Here is a 17290-nt window from a genome sequence, read left to right as displayed (position 1 = left end):
GCTTCTGAAGGCGGGCCTAAAAATCCGCCATACGGGCACATCGATGAAGTTCCTGGTGGCGGCTGCCGACGCCCAGTCGGGGGTCGCTGCTGGGAGTTAAGGGGCCGGGGCGATCTGCAAAGGCATGCAGGCGTTGACCCTGACCCCGCGGAGGCCCATGGCCGTGGCCGGTTCGACTTGCACGCACCGCTACGGCATGGGGTATGAACCTGCATGCGGGATGACCGTGTGCAGCGTAGCCCGCCCTGCGTGGGCCGGGTGGAGGAAGCAGGACGGCCTCCGGTTCCGGAGGGCCCCCGGGCCGGGAGGCTTGCTCTGAAACCCGGCCTGCTAAACGGGCTAGGAAGCACCGGGGAGCCGCCGGGGAAAACCCCTAGGCTGTTTCCCGCACGGGAAGGCACGCTGGGGATTACAGTGCGCGCTAAGTGGCAATCTAGCCCTGCCGGCGGCGACGCGGCAGGCTGGCCGCGCAAAGGGAAACCGCCGGGCCGGCGACGGCCCGGTCGGCCAGTGGGAAAGCCTGCTAGACCTCAAGCCGCAACGTTTACTCAGCGTGCTGCCACCCGCAGTGCTTTTGGCCTCGTGGCCGGCAGCCTTTCTGGCCCAGTGGATGCGGTCCGCCTGGGCCGTTTGTTTCTATGTGCTCCATGGGCGCGTCTCTTCGCGTCGCTTTCGGTGCGTGCCGGACAGGAACGAGTTGACGGAGGGATGGCCGGTTGGCGCGCGGTCAGGCCTCGCGCTACACCCCGGGCTGGAAGCGGGGCGTGGGGCTCGGTCTGCTCACCTTTGTGATCGCCCTCGTGACCTCACCCTTGTCGGAATCGGCGGTTCGGGCCCTCAACCTGCCGCTAGCCGTCCTCATCGTCGTGGTGATCGTCGCCCTGGGCGTGCTGTTCGATATCATCGGCGTGGCGGCCACCGCCGCCGGCGAGGCACCCTTCCACGCCATGGCGGCCAAGCGCAAGCCGGGTGCCCGGGCGGCGCTGGGCCTGGTGCGGCACGCGGACCGGGTAGCGGCCTTTGCCAACGACGTGGTGGGCGACGTGGCGGGGACCCTGTCGGGTGCCGCCGGTGCCGCGGTGGCGCTGCGCCTGGGCCAGTGGCTGGACGGCCTGGGGACGCACCTGGTGGTGGCGCCGCTGGTGCTGGCTCTGGTGGCGGGGATCATGGTGGGAAGCAAGGCGGCCGGCAAGGGCTTTGCCCTGCGCGAGCACCAGCGGATCCTGCTGACCCTGGGAACCCTGCTGGAGGGCATCGAGCGGCTGGCCCGGATCCGGTTGTACCCGGCCCCCCGCCGCACGCGCCGGCGGGCGCGGGAACCGGTCGGGCCGCGGAGGAAGCGAAAGGGTGGCCGGTCGCAGGCCATCGCGCAGGAGAAGGGGTGAGCGGCGCTGGCCGAGATCCTCCCGCGGCTGCAAGGGCCGCAGGACCTCAAGGCGATGGATGAAGCCCAGCTCGCGCAACTGGCGGCGGAGATCCGGCGGGTCATCATCGACACCGTGGCCCGCCAGGGAGGCCACCTGGGGGCCAGCCTGGGCGTGGTGGAACTCACCCTGGCCCTGCACCGGGTGTTCGACAGCCCGAAGGACCGGATCATCTGGGACACCGGCCACCAGGCCTATCCCCACAAGCTGGTGACCGGCCGGTTCCACCGGTTCGCCACCCTGCGCCAGACCGGCGGTCTCAGCGGCTTCCTGAAACGGGACGAGAGCCCCCACGACATCGTCGAGGCAGGCCATGCGGGCACGTCCATCTCCCACGCCGTGGGCCTGGCCCGGGCCCGGGACCTGCGCGGGGAGAAGCATCACGTGGTGGCGGTCATCGGCGACGGCGCGCTGACCGCCGGCATGGCCTTCGAGGCGCTGAACCATGCCGGGCACCTGGGCACCGACCTGATCGTCGTCCTCAACGACAACTCCATGTCCATCGCCCCCAACGTGGGAGGTCTGGCCCGCTACCTCACCCAGATTCGTACCGATCCCGCCTACGAGCGCATGCGCGCGGAACTGGAGCGGGTGCTGGAGCAGCTGCCCCGGGTCGGCAGCCAGGCGGTGCGCTGGCTCCAGCGCTTTAAGGACAGCCTCAAGTACCTGGTGGTACCCGGGATGCTCTTCGAGGCGCTGGGCTTCCGCTACATCGGCCCGGTGGACGGCTACCGGCTGCGGGATCTCATCCGGGTCCTGGAAAGCACCCGGTCCATGCGGGGGCCCGTCCTGGTTCACGTCATCACCCAGAAGGGCAAGGGCTACGCGCCGGCGGAGGGCGATCCGTGGACGTGGCACGGGCCGAGGCCCTTCAACCCCGCTACCGGCAAGATGGAGCCGGGCCGGCCGGGCGAGCCGCCCTCGTACACCAGCGTCTTCGCCCGGACCCTGGTGGAACTGGCCCGGGACGAGCCGCGCCTGGTGGCCATCACCGCCGCCATGCCCGACGGGACGGGGGTCGCCACCTTTGCCCGGGTCTTTCCGGAGCGCGCCTTTGACGTGGGCATCGCCGAGCAGCACGCGGTGACCTTTGCGGCCGGGCTCGCCCTGGGCGGGCTCCGGCCGGTGGTGGCCATCTACTCCACCTTCTTGCAGCGGGCCTTTGACCAGGTGGTCCATGACGTGGGGCTGCAGCGCCTGCCGGTGATCTTCGCCATCGACCGGGCGGGCATCGTGGGCGCCGACGGCGAGACCCACCAGGGGCTGTACGACATCGCCTACCTGCGCCCGCTGCCCGGGTTCGTGCTCATGGCGCCCCGGGACGAGAACGAGCTGCAGCACATGCTCAAGACCGCTGTGGCCTACGAGGCCGGTCCGGTAGCGATCCGCTGGCCGCGGGGCAGCGGGGTGGGCGTCCCGTTGGAGGAGCCGCGGGTTCTTCCCATCGGGCGGGCGGAACTGCTGCGCCCCGGCCGGGACGTGGCCCTGGTCGCCTATGGACCCCTGGCCCATGCCGCCCTGAAGGCCGCCGGCCAGCTGGCCCAGGAGGGAATCCAGGCGGCGGTCGTCAACGCGCGGTTTGCCAAGCCTCTGGACGAGGAGTTGCTGTGCGACCTGCTGGCCACGACCCGCTGCGCCGTCACCATCGAGGAGCACGCGCTGGCCGGCGGGTTTGGCAGCGCCGTCCTGGAGATGGCGGCTCGGTACGGCCTGGATGCACGCATCCGGTGCCTGGGTGTGCCGGACCGGGTGGTCGAACACGGCGACCCGGCGCACTTCCGCACCCTCTTCGGCCTTACCCCGGAGGGCATTGCCAGGGCCGCCCGGGAGCTGGTGGGTGCCGCCGCCCTTAGGCGGCGCCGGGCCGGCGGGTGACCGCGGGCCGGGGCCACCGCGCAAGGGGAGGCCGGCCGGGGTGAGCCCGCGAGGGATACGGCTCGATCAGCTCCTGGTGGAACGCGGTTACTTTCCGACCCGGAACCGGGCTCGGGCCGCCATCCTGGCCGGGCGCGTGCGGGTCAACGGCCAGGTGGTGGACAAGGCGGGGGCGGCGGTGTCGCCCGATGCCCGGATCGAGGTGGCGGGCGACCCCATCCCCTACGTCAGCCGGGGCGGGCTCAAGCTGGAGCATGCCCTGCGCGCCTTCGACCTGGAGGCGGCGGTGGCAGGGGTGGTGGCCGCCGACATCGGCGCCTCGACCGGGGGGTTCACCGATTGCTTGCTCCAGCATGGCGCCCGCCGGGTCTACGCCATCGACGTGGGGTACGGCCAGCTGGCCTGGCGGTTGCGCCAGGATCCCCGCGTGGTGGTGATGGAGCGGGTCAATGCCCGCTACCTGTCGCCCGGCGTCCTGCCGGAAGCCGTCGAACTGGTCACCGTGGACGTGTCCTTTATCTCCCTGCGCCTGATCCTGCCCGCCGTCCGGGGCATTCTGGTGCCGGGGGGCGGGGTGATCGCCCTCGTCAAGCCCCAGTTCGAGGCAGGCCCCGGCGACGTGGGCAAGGGCGGGATCGTCCGCGACCCGGCGGTCCACCGGCGGGTCCTGGCGGAGGTCGCCGCGGCGGCCGACCAGCTGGGGTTCACCCTGCTGGGTCTCGCCGCCTCGCCCATCCTGGGAGCCGACGGCAACCGGGAGTTTTTGGCCCTGTGGCGGGCCCCCGCGGGCAGCAATGAGGCGCCGCAAGCCGTCATTCCCCCGGACGGCCCGGCCGCCGCCGCGGGCGGGAAGGGCGCCGGCCCGGCCCCCCGGGGGCCCGGTTCGGCGCTGGTTGGGGCGCTGGCCGGACGTGGCGAGCTGGCCGGGGAAGCGCGCCGCCGGCGCATCGGCGAGCTGGCCCCGTGAGCCCGCCCGGCGGACCGGCGGGCCGACAGGGACGGGAGGACTCGACAGGGAAGACATATCGCGACGGCGCGGCCTGGCACCCGCACGCCCGGCCACCGGCGGCGCCGGCCCACGGCCCCCGGGGATGGCGCCGGGGCTCGGCTCCCGGCCGCCGCGAGGCAGCGGGCCGCCGGAGCCGCCCCGAGCGCCAGGGGCAGGAGGTGGGGAGGGTGGCGCTGGAGCTTGACGGCATCTGGGCTCCGCTGGTGACCCCCTTCGCGGAGGATGAATCGCTGGACCTGGAGGCGCTGGCGTTCAACGTGCAGCTCTACGGCCAGACGCCCCTGCGGGGCTACGTGGCCCTGGGTACCACGGGCGAGTTCGTCCACCTGAGCGACGAGGAGCGGGGCCAGGTGATCGAAACGGTGGTGCGGGCCGCGCGGGCCGATGACCGGCCGGTGATCGCCGGCGTGGGCGGCCACGCCACCCGGGTGGCCATCGAGCAGGCGCGCCGGGCAGCCGACGCCGGGGCTGCGGCCCTGCTGGTCTGGCCGCCGTTCTACTACAAGGCCAGGATGCAGGCCGAGGCCTTGATCGACTACTTCACCGCCGTGGCCGACGCCTCGCCGGTGCCGGTCATCCTCTACCACATCCCGCAGAACACCGGGGTCAACCTGTCGCCGGCAGTGGTCGGCGAGCTGGCGGCCCATCCCAACATCGCGGGCATCAAGGACAGCAGCGGCCAGCCCGCCCAGACCATCGCCTTCCTGCGCGAGGGCGGGCCGCGCTTCCGGGTGTTCGTGGGGTCGACCACGGCCCTCCTGGCCGGCCTGGCCGCCGGGGCTGCCGGCGGCATCCTGGCGGCCGCCAACCTGGCCCCCTATGAATGCTGCGAGGTGTACGACCACGCCCGGGCGGGTCGCTGGGCCGAAGCGGCGGAGATCTACCGCCGGGTGGCGGCCGTGGACGAGATGGTGGCCGGTATGGGCCTGGGTGCCCTGAAGGCGGTGCTGGACATGCTGGGTTATCGGGGCGGCCATCCCCGCCGCCCGCTGGTGCGTCCCGATGAGCCCCGGCTGGACCCGCTGCGCCTGCTCTTGCGGGAGCAGCGGCTTCTGGGATGCTGAGGCTTGGGGGCAGCGCAACCGAACGCTGGCCGGCGGCAAGGAAAGCGTGGAGGCAGGCAAGGTGAACGGAGAACCAGCGGGTGGAGCAAGGGGCCCCGGGCAAGGGCCTGGTGCCGGGCACGGGCAGGACGGGAGCGGGCGCATTTCCGGGGAACCGGCGCCGCGGGCCGGCGGCGGTGCGCCAGCTGTCCCCGGGCTGGCGGCCGGCGCGGGCCGGTACGAGCCCGGGGCCGGCGCCGGGGAGCCGGCTCCGGCCGTGGCCCGGCTGGCAGCCCGCCTGGCCCGCCTCACCGAGGAGGCGGGCCCCGCCATGGAGGAGCTGCTGGCGGACCTGGTGAACCACGACTCCCCCAGCGACCACAAGCCCCTGCTGGACCGGCTGGCTGGCCGGCTCCAGGAGGAACTGATCCGCAGGGGAGCCCGGGTGCGGCGGGTCCGCCAGGAGCAGGCCGGCGACCACCTGGTGGCCCGGTTCTTCCCGGACGCCGGGACCCGCGGAGCCGCCGGGCCAGGAGAGGAGGCGGCCATGGCGGCCGGTTCGGCCGGCCCGGGGAGCCACCGCCGGAGGGGCATCTTGCTCCTGGCCCACTACGACACCGTATGGCCCCCGGGGGAAGCCGCGCGGCGGCCCTTCCGCCGGGAGGGCGGGCGGGGCTACGGGCCCGGTGTCTTCGACATGAAGGCCGGGATCGTCATCGGCCTGGCCGCCCTGGAGGCGCTGGCGGCGCTCACCGGGGCAGCAGGTGCGGATGGGGCCGTGGAGCCCCCGCCCGTGACCTTTCTCCTCACCTCCGACGAGGAGACGGGGAGCCGCACCTCCCGGACACTGATCGAAGAACTGGCCCGGCACCACCAGGCGGTGCTGGTGCTGGAGCCGGCTGCGGCCGGGCGGCTGAAGACGGCCCGCAAGGGAGTGGGCGATTTCCGGCTGGTGGTGGAGGGCCGGGAAGCCCACGCAGGCAACGATCCGGACCGGGGCGTCAGCGCCGTGGAGGAACTGGCCCGGCAGATCCTGCGCCTGCACGCCTTGACCGATCCGGGCCGGGGCACGACGGTCAACGTGGGCGTGGTGCGCGGCGGCCTGCGCCCCAACGTGGTGGCCGGCTGCGCCGAAGCGGCCGTCGACGTGCGGGTTGCGACCCTGGACGAAGCCCGGCGCATTGAAGATCTCTTCCGCCGGTGGGAGGCGGTTCACCCGGGGGCGCGGGTGGAACTGCTGGGCGCTTTCGAGCGGCCGCCCATGGAGTTCACGCCGGGCAACCAGGCTCTGTTCCGGCGGGCCCAAGCGGTGGGACGCCGGCTGGGGATGGACGTGGAAGGCACCGCCGTGGGCGGCGCCAGCGACGGCAACTTCACTTCCGCCCTGGGCGTGCCCACCCTGGACGGGCTGGGTGCCACGGGCGACGGCGCCCACTCCCAGGATGAGCACGTGGACCTGGACGCGATGCCGCGGCGCGCGGCGCTGGTGGCGGGCCTGATCCTGGACCTGGGGGAGCGCCCCTTGGGTGCCGGCGCCGGTTCAGGGCAGGACGGGACCGGATGACGATGGAATATACTGGATCTCACGGGCCACTGCGCTGGGTGGGACTGTTCGCGACGAAACCGGCCGGTCAGGAAATGGCAGCTCGGCTCGCCCCCTGGCTTGACCGTCGCGGCGTGGCGGTGGTGCACCTGCCGGCGGCGGGGGTGGAGCGGCAGCGGGAAACCCGGGGGTTGCCGGGAGAGGCGGGCGTGGTCGTCTCTTTGGGAGGCGACGGAACCTTGTTGCGGGCAGCGCGGGTGGTGCCGGCGGCGGTGCCGCTGCTCGGCGTCAACCTGGGCCGGGTGGGCTTTCTGGCCGAGGTGTCGCCCGCCGAGGTCTGGGACATGCTGCCCGCGGTGCTGGAGGGCCGGTTCGTCCTGGACGAGCGCCGCCTCCTGGAGGGAACGACCGGCGGCCAGGACCTCTGGGCGGTGAACGACCTGGTGGTGCGCAGCGGGGCCACCGCGCGCCTTCTGCGCCTTCGCCTGACCGTGGACGGCCAGCTGGCGGCGGAGATGGCCGGTGACGGCGTGGTGCTGGCGACCGCCACCGGGTCGACGGCCTACGGGCTGGCGGCGGGCGGTCCGGCGGTGCCGCCGGACCTGGAATGCCTGGTGGTGGTGCCCCTCAATTCCTTCAGCCTGGGGGTGCGGCCGTTTCTGGTGGCCCCCCAACGGACGGTGACGGTGGAACTGGTGGAAGGCGATGCGCTGGTGACGGCCGACGGCCAGGAGAGCCGCCCGCTGGCCGCCGGGCAGCAGCTCGTGGCCCGGTTGGGCCGCCGCACCCTGCGATTGGTACGGCGGAGCCCGTGGCCTTTCTATGAGGTCCTGCGGGCCAAGCTCTTTACCACGCCCGAAGGAGGGGGGCGCCGGTGAAGTCCAGGCGCCAGCGCCTGATCCTGGAGATCATCCAGACCATGCCCATCGAAACCCAGGAGGAACTGGTCCGGGAACTGGAACGGCGGGGATTCCCGGCCACCCAGGCCACCGTCTCCCGCGACATCAAGGAGCTGGGGCTGGTCAAGTCGCCCACGGGCGACGGCCGCTACTGTTACGCCCTGCCGGAGGCGGCGCCCGGCGGGCGGGAGCGCCTGCGGCGGCTCTTCCGCGAGTCGCTGCTGGACATCGACGTCAGCGAGAACCTAGTGGTGGTGAAGACCCTTCGCGGCACCGCCGCCGCGGCGGGCGAGGCCATTGACCAGCTGGGCTGGACCGAGATCGTGGGCACGGTGGCCGGAGACAACACGGTGCTGGTGGTGGTCCGCTCGCGGGAACTGGCGCCGGCGGTGGCCGAGCGGTTCCGGGAGCTGGCCCGGTAGGGCGGGGCCGTAGAGAGCCGCCGGGAGTCGATGGGAGGGAGCCGGGTGCTGGCGGAGCTGGTGATCGAGAACATCGCGTTGATCGATACCGCCCACGTGGAATTCGGTCCCGGCCTCAACCTGTTGACCGGCGAGACGGGGGCGGGCAAGTCCATCCTGATCGACGCCCTGGGCCTCGCCCTGGGCGACCGGGCCAGCCCCGACCGGGTCCGGGAGGGTGCGGAATCCGGCCGGGTGGACGCCGTCTTTCACATCGGGCAGGCCCCCGGTCCCAGGCTGGCGGCGGTCCTGGAGGAAGCAGGGCTGCAGCCCGACGAGGACGGCCGGCTGATCCTGACGCGGGAGGTCAGCCGGGCCGGGCGCAGCACGGCGCGCATCAACGGCCGGCCGGTCACCACGGCCCTGCTGCGCCAGGTGGGAGCGCTGCTGGTGGAGGTTCACGGCCAGGGCGACAACCAGGCCCTGCTGGATCCCGACCAGCAGCTGGAGTGGCTGGATGCCCTGGCGGGCGCCGGCGTGGCGGCCCTGCGCGCGCAGCTGGCCGACAGGGTCGCGCGGCTGCGGGAACTGGCCGCCCGCCTGCGGCACCTGGCCGCCAACCCGCGGGAGCGGGAGCGCGAGCTCGACCTGCTGCGCTTTCAGCGCGACGAGATCGATGCCGCCCAGCTGGTGCCCGGCGAGGAGGACGAGCTGGTCTCCCGGCGGCGGCTGCTGGCTGGGGCGGAGCGGCTGGCCCGCCACCTGGGCGAGGCCTACGAGGCCCTGTACGCCGCCGGCTCCTCCGCCGCCGACCGGCTGGGCGAAGCGGCCCGGGCCCTGGAGGAAGCAAGCGCCATTGACCCCGCTCTGGCGGGCCTGGCCCAGCGGGTGCGGGGTCTGGAGTACGAGGTGGAAGAGGCGGCACGGGACGTCCGGTCAAGGGCGGGTGCCGTCGAGCATGATCCCGCTGCTCTCGCCCAGGTGGAGGAGCGCCTGGCCCGCCTGCAGGACCTCAAGCGCAAGTACGGCGATTCCATCGAGGATATCCTGGCCTACCGGCGCCAGGTGGCGGAGCGGATCGCCGAGCTGGAGGGCGCGGCCGAGCGGGTGGCCATGCTGGAAGCGGAACGGCAGCGGATCCTGGCCGAGGCTGCCGGCCTGGCGCGCCAGCTCCACCAGGCGCGCCGGGAGGCAGCCGGCCGGCTGAGCCGCGAGCTGCGGCCCATCCTGGCCGCCCTGGGCATGCCGGGAGCCGGCTTGTCGGTCGCCTTCCAGACGGTCCCCGACCCGGCTGGCGTCCCCTGGGAGGGCGGCACGGTGCGCCTGACCGAAAGGGGCGTCGACCGGGTGGAGTTCCTGCTGGCCCCCAACCCGGGCGAGCCGCCCAGGCCCCTGGCGCGCGCCGCTTCCGGCGGCGAGCGGTCGCGGGTGATGCTGGCCTTGCGCAGCCTGCACGTGACGGCCGGAGAGGTGCCTACGGTGATCTTCGACGAGGTCGACACCGGCGTGGGCGGCGAGACGGCGTGGGCCGTGGGCCAGCGCCTGGCGGCCCTGGCGCGGGCTCGCCAGGTCCTTTGCGTCACCCACCTGGCACCCATAACCGCCCTTGCCGACCGGCACTTGGCGGTCCGCAAGGAAACCCGCGGCAGGCGGACCCGCACCACGATCCGTATGTTGGCGGGGGAAGAGCGGCTGCAAGAGCTGGCCCGCATGCTGGGCACGGGTTCGGGCCAGGAGGGAACCGGGGCGGCGCGCCTGCTGCTGGAGCGCGCCCGGAAGCTTCGCCAGGCCGGATGAGCCGCCGGCCGGGGACCGGCGCGGCGCGACCCCGCACGGCGGGAACGGCCCGGCGCGGCGGGGACCCGCGCCCTGAACGCCGCGCCCGGGCCTCCCGCAGGGGTGCCCGGCAAGGCGCCCGTCCCGGGCGGCCCGACCACCCGGCTTCCGGCTCCCAACACCACGGCCCCGCCCGCGCCCGCCCTTTCACGCCGGCGCATGTCTTTTGATCCCCAAGAGGACCGCCCAGACCGCCCGCGCGTTAAACGAAGGCGTGCGCGCGCCAGGCCTGGCCCGCCCTGCCCTGCGCACCGGCCGGGACGTCCAGGCCGGGGCGTCCCGGCCATCGGGCCGCGAGCAGCGCCGCCCCCCGTGCCGCCCCGCCTCACGCTGGCCTTCGCCCGGCTCCGTCCCCGGTGCCGGCCCGGCCTGGGGGTGGAAGGCCGGGGCGACGGCTTCCACCCCTTGCAACCTTTCCGTAACATCCGGCCGCGCCCTTCGCCCGACACTACCCCTGGGCGGCGGCCTGCTCCTTGAGGAGCAGCCGCAGCCGCCGGCCGTTCCTTGAAAAACGGAACAACCGGCCGTTTCCTGCGTCGCCCGGTCTTTCCCCGGGCGTGGCAGGATGTAGCGAAGGTCCCGGCAGGAGGCCACGGGGCACGACCCGGCCGCGCGCGGGGACGGGGTCCCTCCAGAAAAGGAGGGGATGCCCTTGCACCCAGCGCGAGTCCGGAGGGCCGGGGTGTGGGGCGCGGCGGCGGCCGCGTTCCTCCTGGTACTGCTGGCCCGCTGGCAGGTGGCGATTCCCGGTCACGTCCGGCTCACGCCCGATTCGGTGCAGAAGCTCGGGCCTGGCCTCCCCATCCCCATATCGGTGCGGGCCGAACCGCCGGGTGTGCTGGACGTGGGAGGGGGAACCGGCGGAACCACCCGCCTTCCCCTGTCGCTGGCGGCCCAGCGGCCCGGTGTGGCCCGCCTGGAGATGAACCTCTTCGGGTGGATGCCCCTGCGGCCCGTCACCGTGGAGGTGGTGCCCCGGGTCGAGGTGGTTCCGGGGGGCCAGGCGGTGGGCGTGATGGTGCAGGCCCGTGGCGTGCTGGTGGTGGACTACGCGCCGGTGCCCCTGGACGGTGGCGGCACGGCGGAGCCGGCGCGGCAGGCCGGGCTGAAACCGGGGGATCTGATCACCCGCATCAACGGGGAACCGGTGGACAGTGATGCCGAAGCCGTCCGGCTGATCGACCGGGCGGGCCGGCAGGGCGAACCGGTGGAGGTTGAGGTGCGGCGCGGGGACCAGGTGCTTACGCGCCGCATCGAGCCGGTTTACAACCGGGACCAGCAACGCTTTGCCATCGGCATCTGGGTACGCGACCGGGTGGCCGGGGTGGGGACCCTGACTTTTTACCACCCGGGCACCGGTCGTTACGCCGCCCTGGGTCACGTGGTGGCGGACCCGGAAACCCAGGTTCCCCTGCCCGTGGGTGACGGTCAGATCCTGCCCGCCCGGATCACGGCCATCGAGCCGTCACGGCGGGGCGATCCAGGGGAGAAGATCGGCGTGGTGCCGCCCGGGGCCACGGCCCTGGGAACCATCGACCGCAACACGCCCGTCGGCATCGCCGGCCGGCTGCTGGCCGAACCGCGCCCGGGACCCGTCCGCCACCCGGTCCCGGTGGCCACGGTCGGCGAGGTCCATCCCGGGCCCGCCCAGATCTTGACCGTTCTGGACGGGGAGGAGCCGCGGGCTTTTCAGGTGGAGATCCAGCGGGTCACCGGCGCCGGGGATGGCCGCGACCTGGTGATCCGGGTTACCGATCCGGAGCTGCTGGCCCGGACGGGGGGCATCGTCCAGGGCATGAGCGGCAGCCCCATTCTCCAGGACGGCCGCCTGGTGGGGGCGGTGACCCATGTCTTCGTCAACGATGCCACCCGCGGCTATGGCGTGCTGGCGGAGCGAATGCTGGAGGCGGCCAACCTGACAGGGCCCGCCGCAGCCCCCACCGCCCAGGGCGGCCTGCCTGTACCGGACGACGCGCGGGCGGTATCCCCGGGGGCGCGATCGGGACCGGCGGCTGGCGCGGCGCCCACGGCCACTGCGGTGGAGGAACCGGCACGGAACGGCCTGGTGATCACGCCGGGGCCGGGGTCCCTCAAGGGGTCCCGGCTTCCCGGCTTTTCACCCCATCCGGCGTCCGGGCCGGAGCCGCCGGCTTGGCGGGAAAACGGGCCCTGGCCCCACAAACTCCCGGGACCTGGCGAAGGTTTTCCATAACACAGGCTTTGCGTCGAACCGGCGCGGCATCATGTCGGATTTCGTCGACAAGTTTTGTTGTGATTCCGGCAGGAGTTGCCAGGGCGGCTGACAAACACGATGAAGGACCCCGGGGATCCTGAAGGAGGCAGACGGAGGCATGGTGCAGGCCGCAACCGCTATGGCACAGCCGACGCCCGCCCTGTCGGCGGAGCCGATTCGCGTCCTGATCGCCGATGACAACCGGGAATTTTGTGAGCTCCTGGCCACCTACCTGGAACAGCAGCCGGACATGGAACTGGTGGGCATTGCTCATGATGGCCAGGACGTGGTGGAGCGGATCCAGTCCTCCGCACCCGATGTGGTCCTGCTGGACGTCATCATGCCCCACCTGGACGGCATCGGGGTTCTGGAGACCCTGGCGGCCATGGAGCTGCCACGCCGTCCCCAGGTCGTGATGCTGACGGCCTTCGGGCAGGAGGCCGTCAGCAGGCGGGTGGCGGAGCTGGGTGCCAGCTATTTTGTTTTGAAGCCCTTCGACCTGGACGTCCTGGCGGACCGCATTCGCCAGGTCGCGGGAGCCGGGCGGCAGCCGGCACGCCGGGCCCCTGCGCCGGCGCGGGACCGCAACCTGGAAGTTGAAGTGACGAACCTGCTCCACCAGATCGGGATCCCGGCCCACATCAAGGGGTATCTTTACCTCCGGGAGGCCATCCTCCGCGTGGTCCACCGGGTCGAGCTGCTTGGTGCCGTGACCAAGGAGTTCTATCCCTCCATTGCCGTCAAGTACGACACCACGCCCAGCCGGGTCGAGCGGGCGATCCGGCACGCCATCGAGGTAGCCTGGAACCGCGGCAACATGGACGTGGTGAACCGGCTCTTCGGCCATACGGTGCACGCCGACCGGGGCAAGCCGACCAATTCGGAGTTCATCGCCATGGTGGCGGATCGCCTGCGGATGAACATGAAGTAGCCCCGGGGTCCCTGCGCGCATGCCCGCTGCGCCCAGGGAAACTCCCTTGGGCCAGGACACGGCCCCCGGGCCAGAGCACAGCCAAAGAAGAGCAGGGCCACCCGCCCCCGGCGGGGGCCCTGCTCTTCTTTTTCCCCCTTGATTCCAGGCATCCCCCAGGGCCTGCGATAACAGCCGGTGGATTTGGAAATATTCAGTGCCGGAACCGGTACGGGGAGGGCATCCCATGCGGGTGACCGGTCCGGCGCGGGTCGACCGGCGGACCAAGCGGCTGGTGCGGCGCCTCCGCCCGGGCGACATCGCCGTAGTGGCCCACCGGGACATGGACGAGGTGGCCGCCCGCTCGCTGGTGGACGCCGGCGTCCGCGCCGTCCTCAACGCCGAAGAAACCCTGACGGGCCGGTACCCCGCCACCGGGGCCGCCGTCCTGCTGGCGGCCGGCATTCCGGTCCTGGACGGCCTGGGGGAGGCCCTTTTGAACAGCATCCGCGACGGCGACCTCCTGCGGGTGGAGGAGGCCACCGTCTGGTGCGGCGACCGGTACCTGGGCCGCGGCACACCTCTGACCCGCCGGTACGTGGAGGAACGCATGGCCCGGGCCCGGGCCAACCTGGACCTGGAGCTGGCGCGGTTCCTGGAAAACACCCTGGAGCGGGCGCGCCGCGAGCGGGACCTGGTGCTGGGGCGCTGGGAACTGCCGCCGCTGCGCACCCGGCTGGAGGGGCGGCAGGTGCTGCTGGTGGCGCGGGGGCCCGCCTACCGTGAAGACCTGGCCGCCATTCGGCCTTACATCGAAGAGGTGCGGCCGGTGCTGATCGGCATCGACGGCGGCGCCGACGCCCTGCTGGCGGAGGGCTACCGCCCGGACCTGATCATCGGCGACATGGACAGCGTCTCCGACCGGGCCCTGCGCTGCGGGGCGGAGCTGGTGGTCCACGCGTACCCCGACGGGCGGGCCCCGGGGGCGGAGCGGCTTCGTTCCCTGGGGCTGGCCGCCGTGCGCTTCGCCGCGCCCGGAACCAGCGAGGACGCGGCCATGCTGCTGGCCTACCAGGCGGGGGCCGACCTGATGGTGGCGGTCGGCACCCACACCAACCTGGTGGACTTCCTGGACAAGGGGCGGGAGGGGATGGCCAGCACCCTGCTGGTACGGCTGAAGGTGGGGACCCACCTGGTGGATGCCAAGGGCGTCAGCCGGATCTACCGCTCGCGGCTGACGGGCCGGCACCTGGCCCACCTGGTGGTGGCGGCCCTGGTTCCCGTCGCGGCCATGGTGGCCGTATCCCCCTGGCTGCGCACCTGGCTGGAACTGGTCTGGCTGCAGGCACGGGTTGCCCTGGGGTGGTGAAGGGGCCGCAAGCCCCAGCGGGGACGGGAGAGGGCGCCGGCCGTCGCCTGGCGCCGGCAGGGCGCGGTGGCAAAGGAGGAAGCGACGTGGGACGACCGGGTCCCCTGGGACTGCGGTATCACCTGCTCACGTTGATGGCCGTGTTCCTCGCCCTGGGGGTGGGAATCTTCATCGGCGCGGGGATGCTGGACGACCGGACCCTGCTGGAGCGCCAGCAGGCCCTCATCCGTTCCCTGGAAGAGGACTTCGCCGCCCTGCGCCGGGACACCGCCCTCCTGCGCAGCGAGAACCGGCGCCTGAGCAGCGAGCTGGCCCGCTACGGCCAGGCCGAGCAGGCCCTGGCCTCCCTGGCGGTGGAGGGCCGGCTCACGGGCCGGAGGATCGCCCTGGTGGTGCTGGGCGAGGCCGAGGCGCCCCTCGCCCAGGAGGCGGCCCAACTGCTTCAAGCTGCGGCGGCCCGCCCGGGTGCCCGGCTGGTGGTCGACCCCGGCCTGGCGCAGCTGGCCGGCAGCTGGCCCGAGGTGGCGGCGGCTGCCCTGGGTACCCCGGGGGCCGGCCGGCAGCGCCTGGTCCAGGGCGTGGCCGGCGCCCTCGCGGAAGCGCTGGTCCAGGGTCCGAAGGCCGAGCCACCCGCAGGGGTGGCCGGGCTGGCGGCCGTGGGCGGCCTGACCTGGCAACCGGCCCCCGGCGACGGGCCGGCCCGGCCGGACGGGGTGGTCATCGTGCACGCGGCGGGTCACGAACCGGAAGCCATCCTGGGGCCCTTGCTGGAAGCCCTGCAAGGGGAAGGGCTCACCGTGGCCGGCCTGGCGGCTCCCGGCGGCCAGCGGGCCGCCGTCTACGCGGGTGCCGGGGTCCCGCTGGTGGAAGCCGGCTCGGCCGCAGCCCGGGTCACCCTGATCCTCACCCTGGCCGGCCAGCAGGACCGGCTGGAAGGTCTGGGGGTGGGCCCGTGAGTGCGGCCTGCCCGGAGCCGGCGGTGGAAGCGGTGGTGCCCGCCTATAACGAAGAAGCCACGGTGGGGGAGACGGTACGGGCCCTGGCCCGCTGTCCTGCCGTGGGTACCGTCTGGGTGGTGGATGACGGCTCCACCGACTCCACGGCCGCCCGGGCCGCGGCGGCGGGCGCCCGGGTCCTCCGGCTCGGGCGCCGCCGGGGCAAGGCCCATGCCTTGCTGGCCGGAGCCGCCCGAACCCGGGCGCCGTGGCTGCTGTTCGCCGACGCCGACCTGGGTCCCTCGGCCGCTCACCTGGCCGTGCTGGTGGAACGGGCCCTGGCGGGCCAGGCCGACATGCTCATCGCCGCCCCGCCGCGGCGGCCGGGACGCCACGGCCTGGGGGCTGCCGTAGGCCTGGCCCGCTGGGGGCTGGCCCGCCTGGGCGGCCGGGTGCTGGAGGCGCCCCTGTCGGGCCAGCGCATCCTGCGCCGTACCCTCCTCGAGCTGGTCCAGCCCCTCCCTCGGGGCTGGGGCATCGAGGTGGCCCTCACCCTGGCGGCGCTGCGGGCCGGCCTCTCGGTGGTCGAGGTGCCCGTCCCCATCGCCCACCGGGTCACCAGCATGGACCTGGCCGGCTTCCTGCACCGCGGCCACCAGCTGGTGCACATCGCCTGGACCCTGGCGGCTTGCGCCTGGCGGCACACGGCAGCCCGGCGCCGGGGAGGGGTGGCGGTCCCGTGACCACCCCGGCCGAGCTGGGCTGGATCCTGGCCGTACCGGCGGCTGCGGCAGGGACCGCGGTGCTGGCCCTGGCCCTCCTGGAGCGCCTGGCCCGGGCCGGGCTGGTTCGTCCCAACTACCGTGGCCGGCCGGTGGTAACGGGGCTGGGGGTGGCCCTGGTGGCGGGTCCCCTGGCTGCGCTGGCCGTGGCCGCGGCCGTCACCGCGTGGGCGGCGCCACCCGGTTCCCGGCCCGGCCCGGACCTGCCCGCCTCCGTGTCCCTGCCGGCCCTCTCGGCGGGGGTTCCTGCGGCCGGCGGCCTCCCCACGTCCCCTGGCCCCGCCAGCCCGGAACGGCCGGGCGGTGCCGCCGCCGGCAGCAGTCCGCCCGCCGCCGCCCCCGGGGAGCTGGGGCCGGATCCCGCCGGACCCCTGGCCCTCCTCCTGGCATCGGGTCCCTCCCTGCTGGGCCTGGTGGCAGCCACCGCCCTGGTCGGCCTGGTGGACGACCTGCTGGATGAGCCGGTGCGCGGCTGGCGAGGACACCTGGGCGCCGGCAAAGCCCTGACGGGAGGGCGCCTCAAGCTGCTGATCCTCCCCCTGCTGGCCTGGACCCTGCTGCCCCCTACCCCGGACCTGCCCGGCCGCGGGCTGGCGGCGGCCCTGGTGGCGGCCAGCGCCAACGGGATGAACCTGCTGGACCGGCGCCCGGGGCGGGCGCTCAAGACCTTCTTTGCCGCCTGGCTGGCCCTGGCCGCTGCCCTGCCTGCCGCCGCCCTCGTCCTGTTGCCCGTGGCCGTGGCGGCCCTGGTTCTCCTGCCCCTGGACCTGGGCGAGCGGGCCATGCTGGGCGATGCCGGCAGCAACGCCCTGGGGGCTGCCCTGGGCTGGGCGCTGGCCGCCCTCGCGCCGGCCGGCACCCAGGCAGGGATGCTGGTGGGGCTGGCGGCTCTGCATCTGGCCGGTGAATTCCATTCCCTCAGCCGCCTGATCGACGCCCTGCCACCCTTACGCTGGGCCGACCGGCTGGGCACCCAGTCCCTTTCCTCCCCAACCCCACAAGGATCTTCCTGGCCGAAAGAGTAATCTTGC

Annotated in this window: 14 protein-coding genes; all 14 read left to right on the top strand. The window is 73.6% G+C overall.

Features of this window, described 5'->3' with window-relative positions:
- Positions 1-716: 716 nt before the first annotated feature.
- The 14 genes from DYI95_RS05815 to DYI95_RS05750 all read left to right on the top strand — a co-directional run bounded on the left by DYI95_RS05815 (position 717) and on the right by DYI95_RS05750 (position 17284).
- Complete coding sequence (locus DYI95_RS05815; RefSeq protein ID WP_116901374.1) at positions 717-1385, top strand: hypothetical protein; 669 nt, start codon at positions 717-719, stop codon at positions 1383-1385.
- Between the two features lie 54 nt (positions 1386-1439).
- Positions 1440-3299 (top strand): 1-deoxy-D-xylulose-5-phosphate synthase, encoded by a 1860-nt coding sequence (gene dxs / locus DYI95_RS05810; RefSeq protein WP_243149889.1) that lies wholly within the window; start codon positions 1440-1442, stop codon positions 3297-3299.
- A gap of 40 nt (positions 3300-3339) precedes the next feature.
- Positions 3340-4266 carry a TlyA family RNA methyltransferase gene (locus DYI95_RS05805; protein ID WP_116901376.1) on the top strand — a complete coding sequence of 309 codons (927 nt, stop codon included), beginning with the start codon at positions 3340-3342 and terminating at the stop codon, positions 4264-4266.
- A gap of 209 nt (positions 4267-4475) precedes the next feature.
- Positions 4476-5372 carry a dihydrodipicolinate synthase family protein gene (locus DYI95_RS05800; protein WP_116901377.1) on the top strand — a complete coding sequence of 299 codons (897 nt, stop codon included), beginning with the start codon at positions 4476-4478 and terminating at the stop codon, positions 5370-5372.
- Between the two features lie 61 nt (positions 5373-5433).
- Complete coding sequence (locus DYI95_RS05795) at positions 5434-6915, top strand: M20 family metallopeptidase (RefSeq protein ID WP_243149888.1); 1482 nt, start codon at positions 5434-5436, stop codon at positions 6913-6915.
- Complete coding sequence (locus tag DYI95_RS05790) at positions 6912-7772, top strand: NAD(+)/NADH kinase (protein WP_116901378.1); 861 nt, start codon at positions 6912-6914, stop codon at positions 7770-7772. Before DYI95_RS05795 ends, DYI95_RS05790 begins: the two co-directional genes overlap by 4 nt.
- Positions 7769-8215, top strand: a complete 447-nt coding sequence (gene argR, locus DYI95_RS05785; RefSeq protein WP_006904787.1) for an arginine repressor — start codon at positions 7769-7771, stop codon at positions 8213-8215. The genes DYI95_RS05790 and argR overlap by 4 nt, the downstream gene beginning before the upstream one ends.
- A gap of 45 nt (positions 8216-8260) precedes the next feature.
- Positions 8261-9991, top strand: coding sequence for a DNA repair protein RecN (gene recN / locus DYI95_RS05780; protein ID WP_116901379.1), 1731 nt, complete (start codon positions 8261-8263; stop codon positions 9989-9991).
- Between the two features lie 691 nt (positions 9992-10682).
- A complete protein-coding gene (spoIVB, locus tag DYI95_RS05775) occupies positions 10683-12242 on the top strand; it encodes a SpoIVB peptidase (RefSeq protein ID WP_243149887.1) in 1560 nt (519 codons plus the stop codon).
- Positions 12243-12381: 139 nt separating this feature from the next.
- Entirely contained in the window at positions 12382-13194 is an 813-nt protein-coding gene (spo0A, locus tag DYI95_RS05770; protein WP_116901380.1) for a sporulation transcription factor Spo0A, read from the top strand.
- Between the two features lie 226 nt (positions 13195-13420).
- Entirely contained in the window at positions 13421-14542 is a 1122-nt protein-coding gene (steA, locus tag DYI95_RS05765; RefSeq protein WP_116901381.1) for a putative cytokinetic ring protein SteA, read from the top strand.
- Positions 14543-14628: 86 nt separating this feature from the next.
- Positions 14629-15498 (top strand): copper transporter, encoded by an 870-nt coding sequence (locus tag DYI95_RS05760; protein ID WP_116901382.1) that lies wholly within the window; start codon positions 14629-14631, stop codon positions 15496-15498.
- A complete protein-coding gene (locus tag DYI95_RS05755; RefSeq protein WP_116901383.1) occupies positions 15495-16220 on the top strand; it encodes a glycosyltransferase in 726 nt (241 codons plus the stop codon). Before DYI95_RS05760 ends, DYI95_RS05755 begins: the two co-directional genes overlap by 4 nt.
- Positions 16217-17284 (top strand): hypothetical protein, encoded by a 1068-nt coding sequence (locus DYI95_RS05750; RefSeq protein WP_116901384.1) that lies wholly within the window; start codon positions 16217-16219, stop codon positions 17282-17284. Before DYI95_RS05755 ends, DYI95_RS05750 begins: the two co-directional genes overlap by 4 nt.
- Positions 17285-17290: the final 6 nt, after the last annotated feature.

Origin of the sequence: Thermaerobacter sp. PB12/4term (assembly GCF_003403315.2) — a bacterium.
In the GTDB taxonomy this organism is placed as follows: domain Bacteria; phylum Bacillota; class Sulfobacillia; order Thermaerobacterales; family Thermaerobacteraceae; genus Thermaerobacter.
Note: the sequence above shows the minus strand (reverse complement) of the source record. Positions and strands in the feature narration are given on the sequence as shown.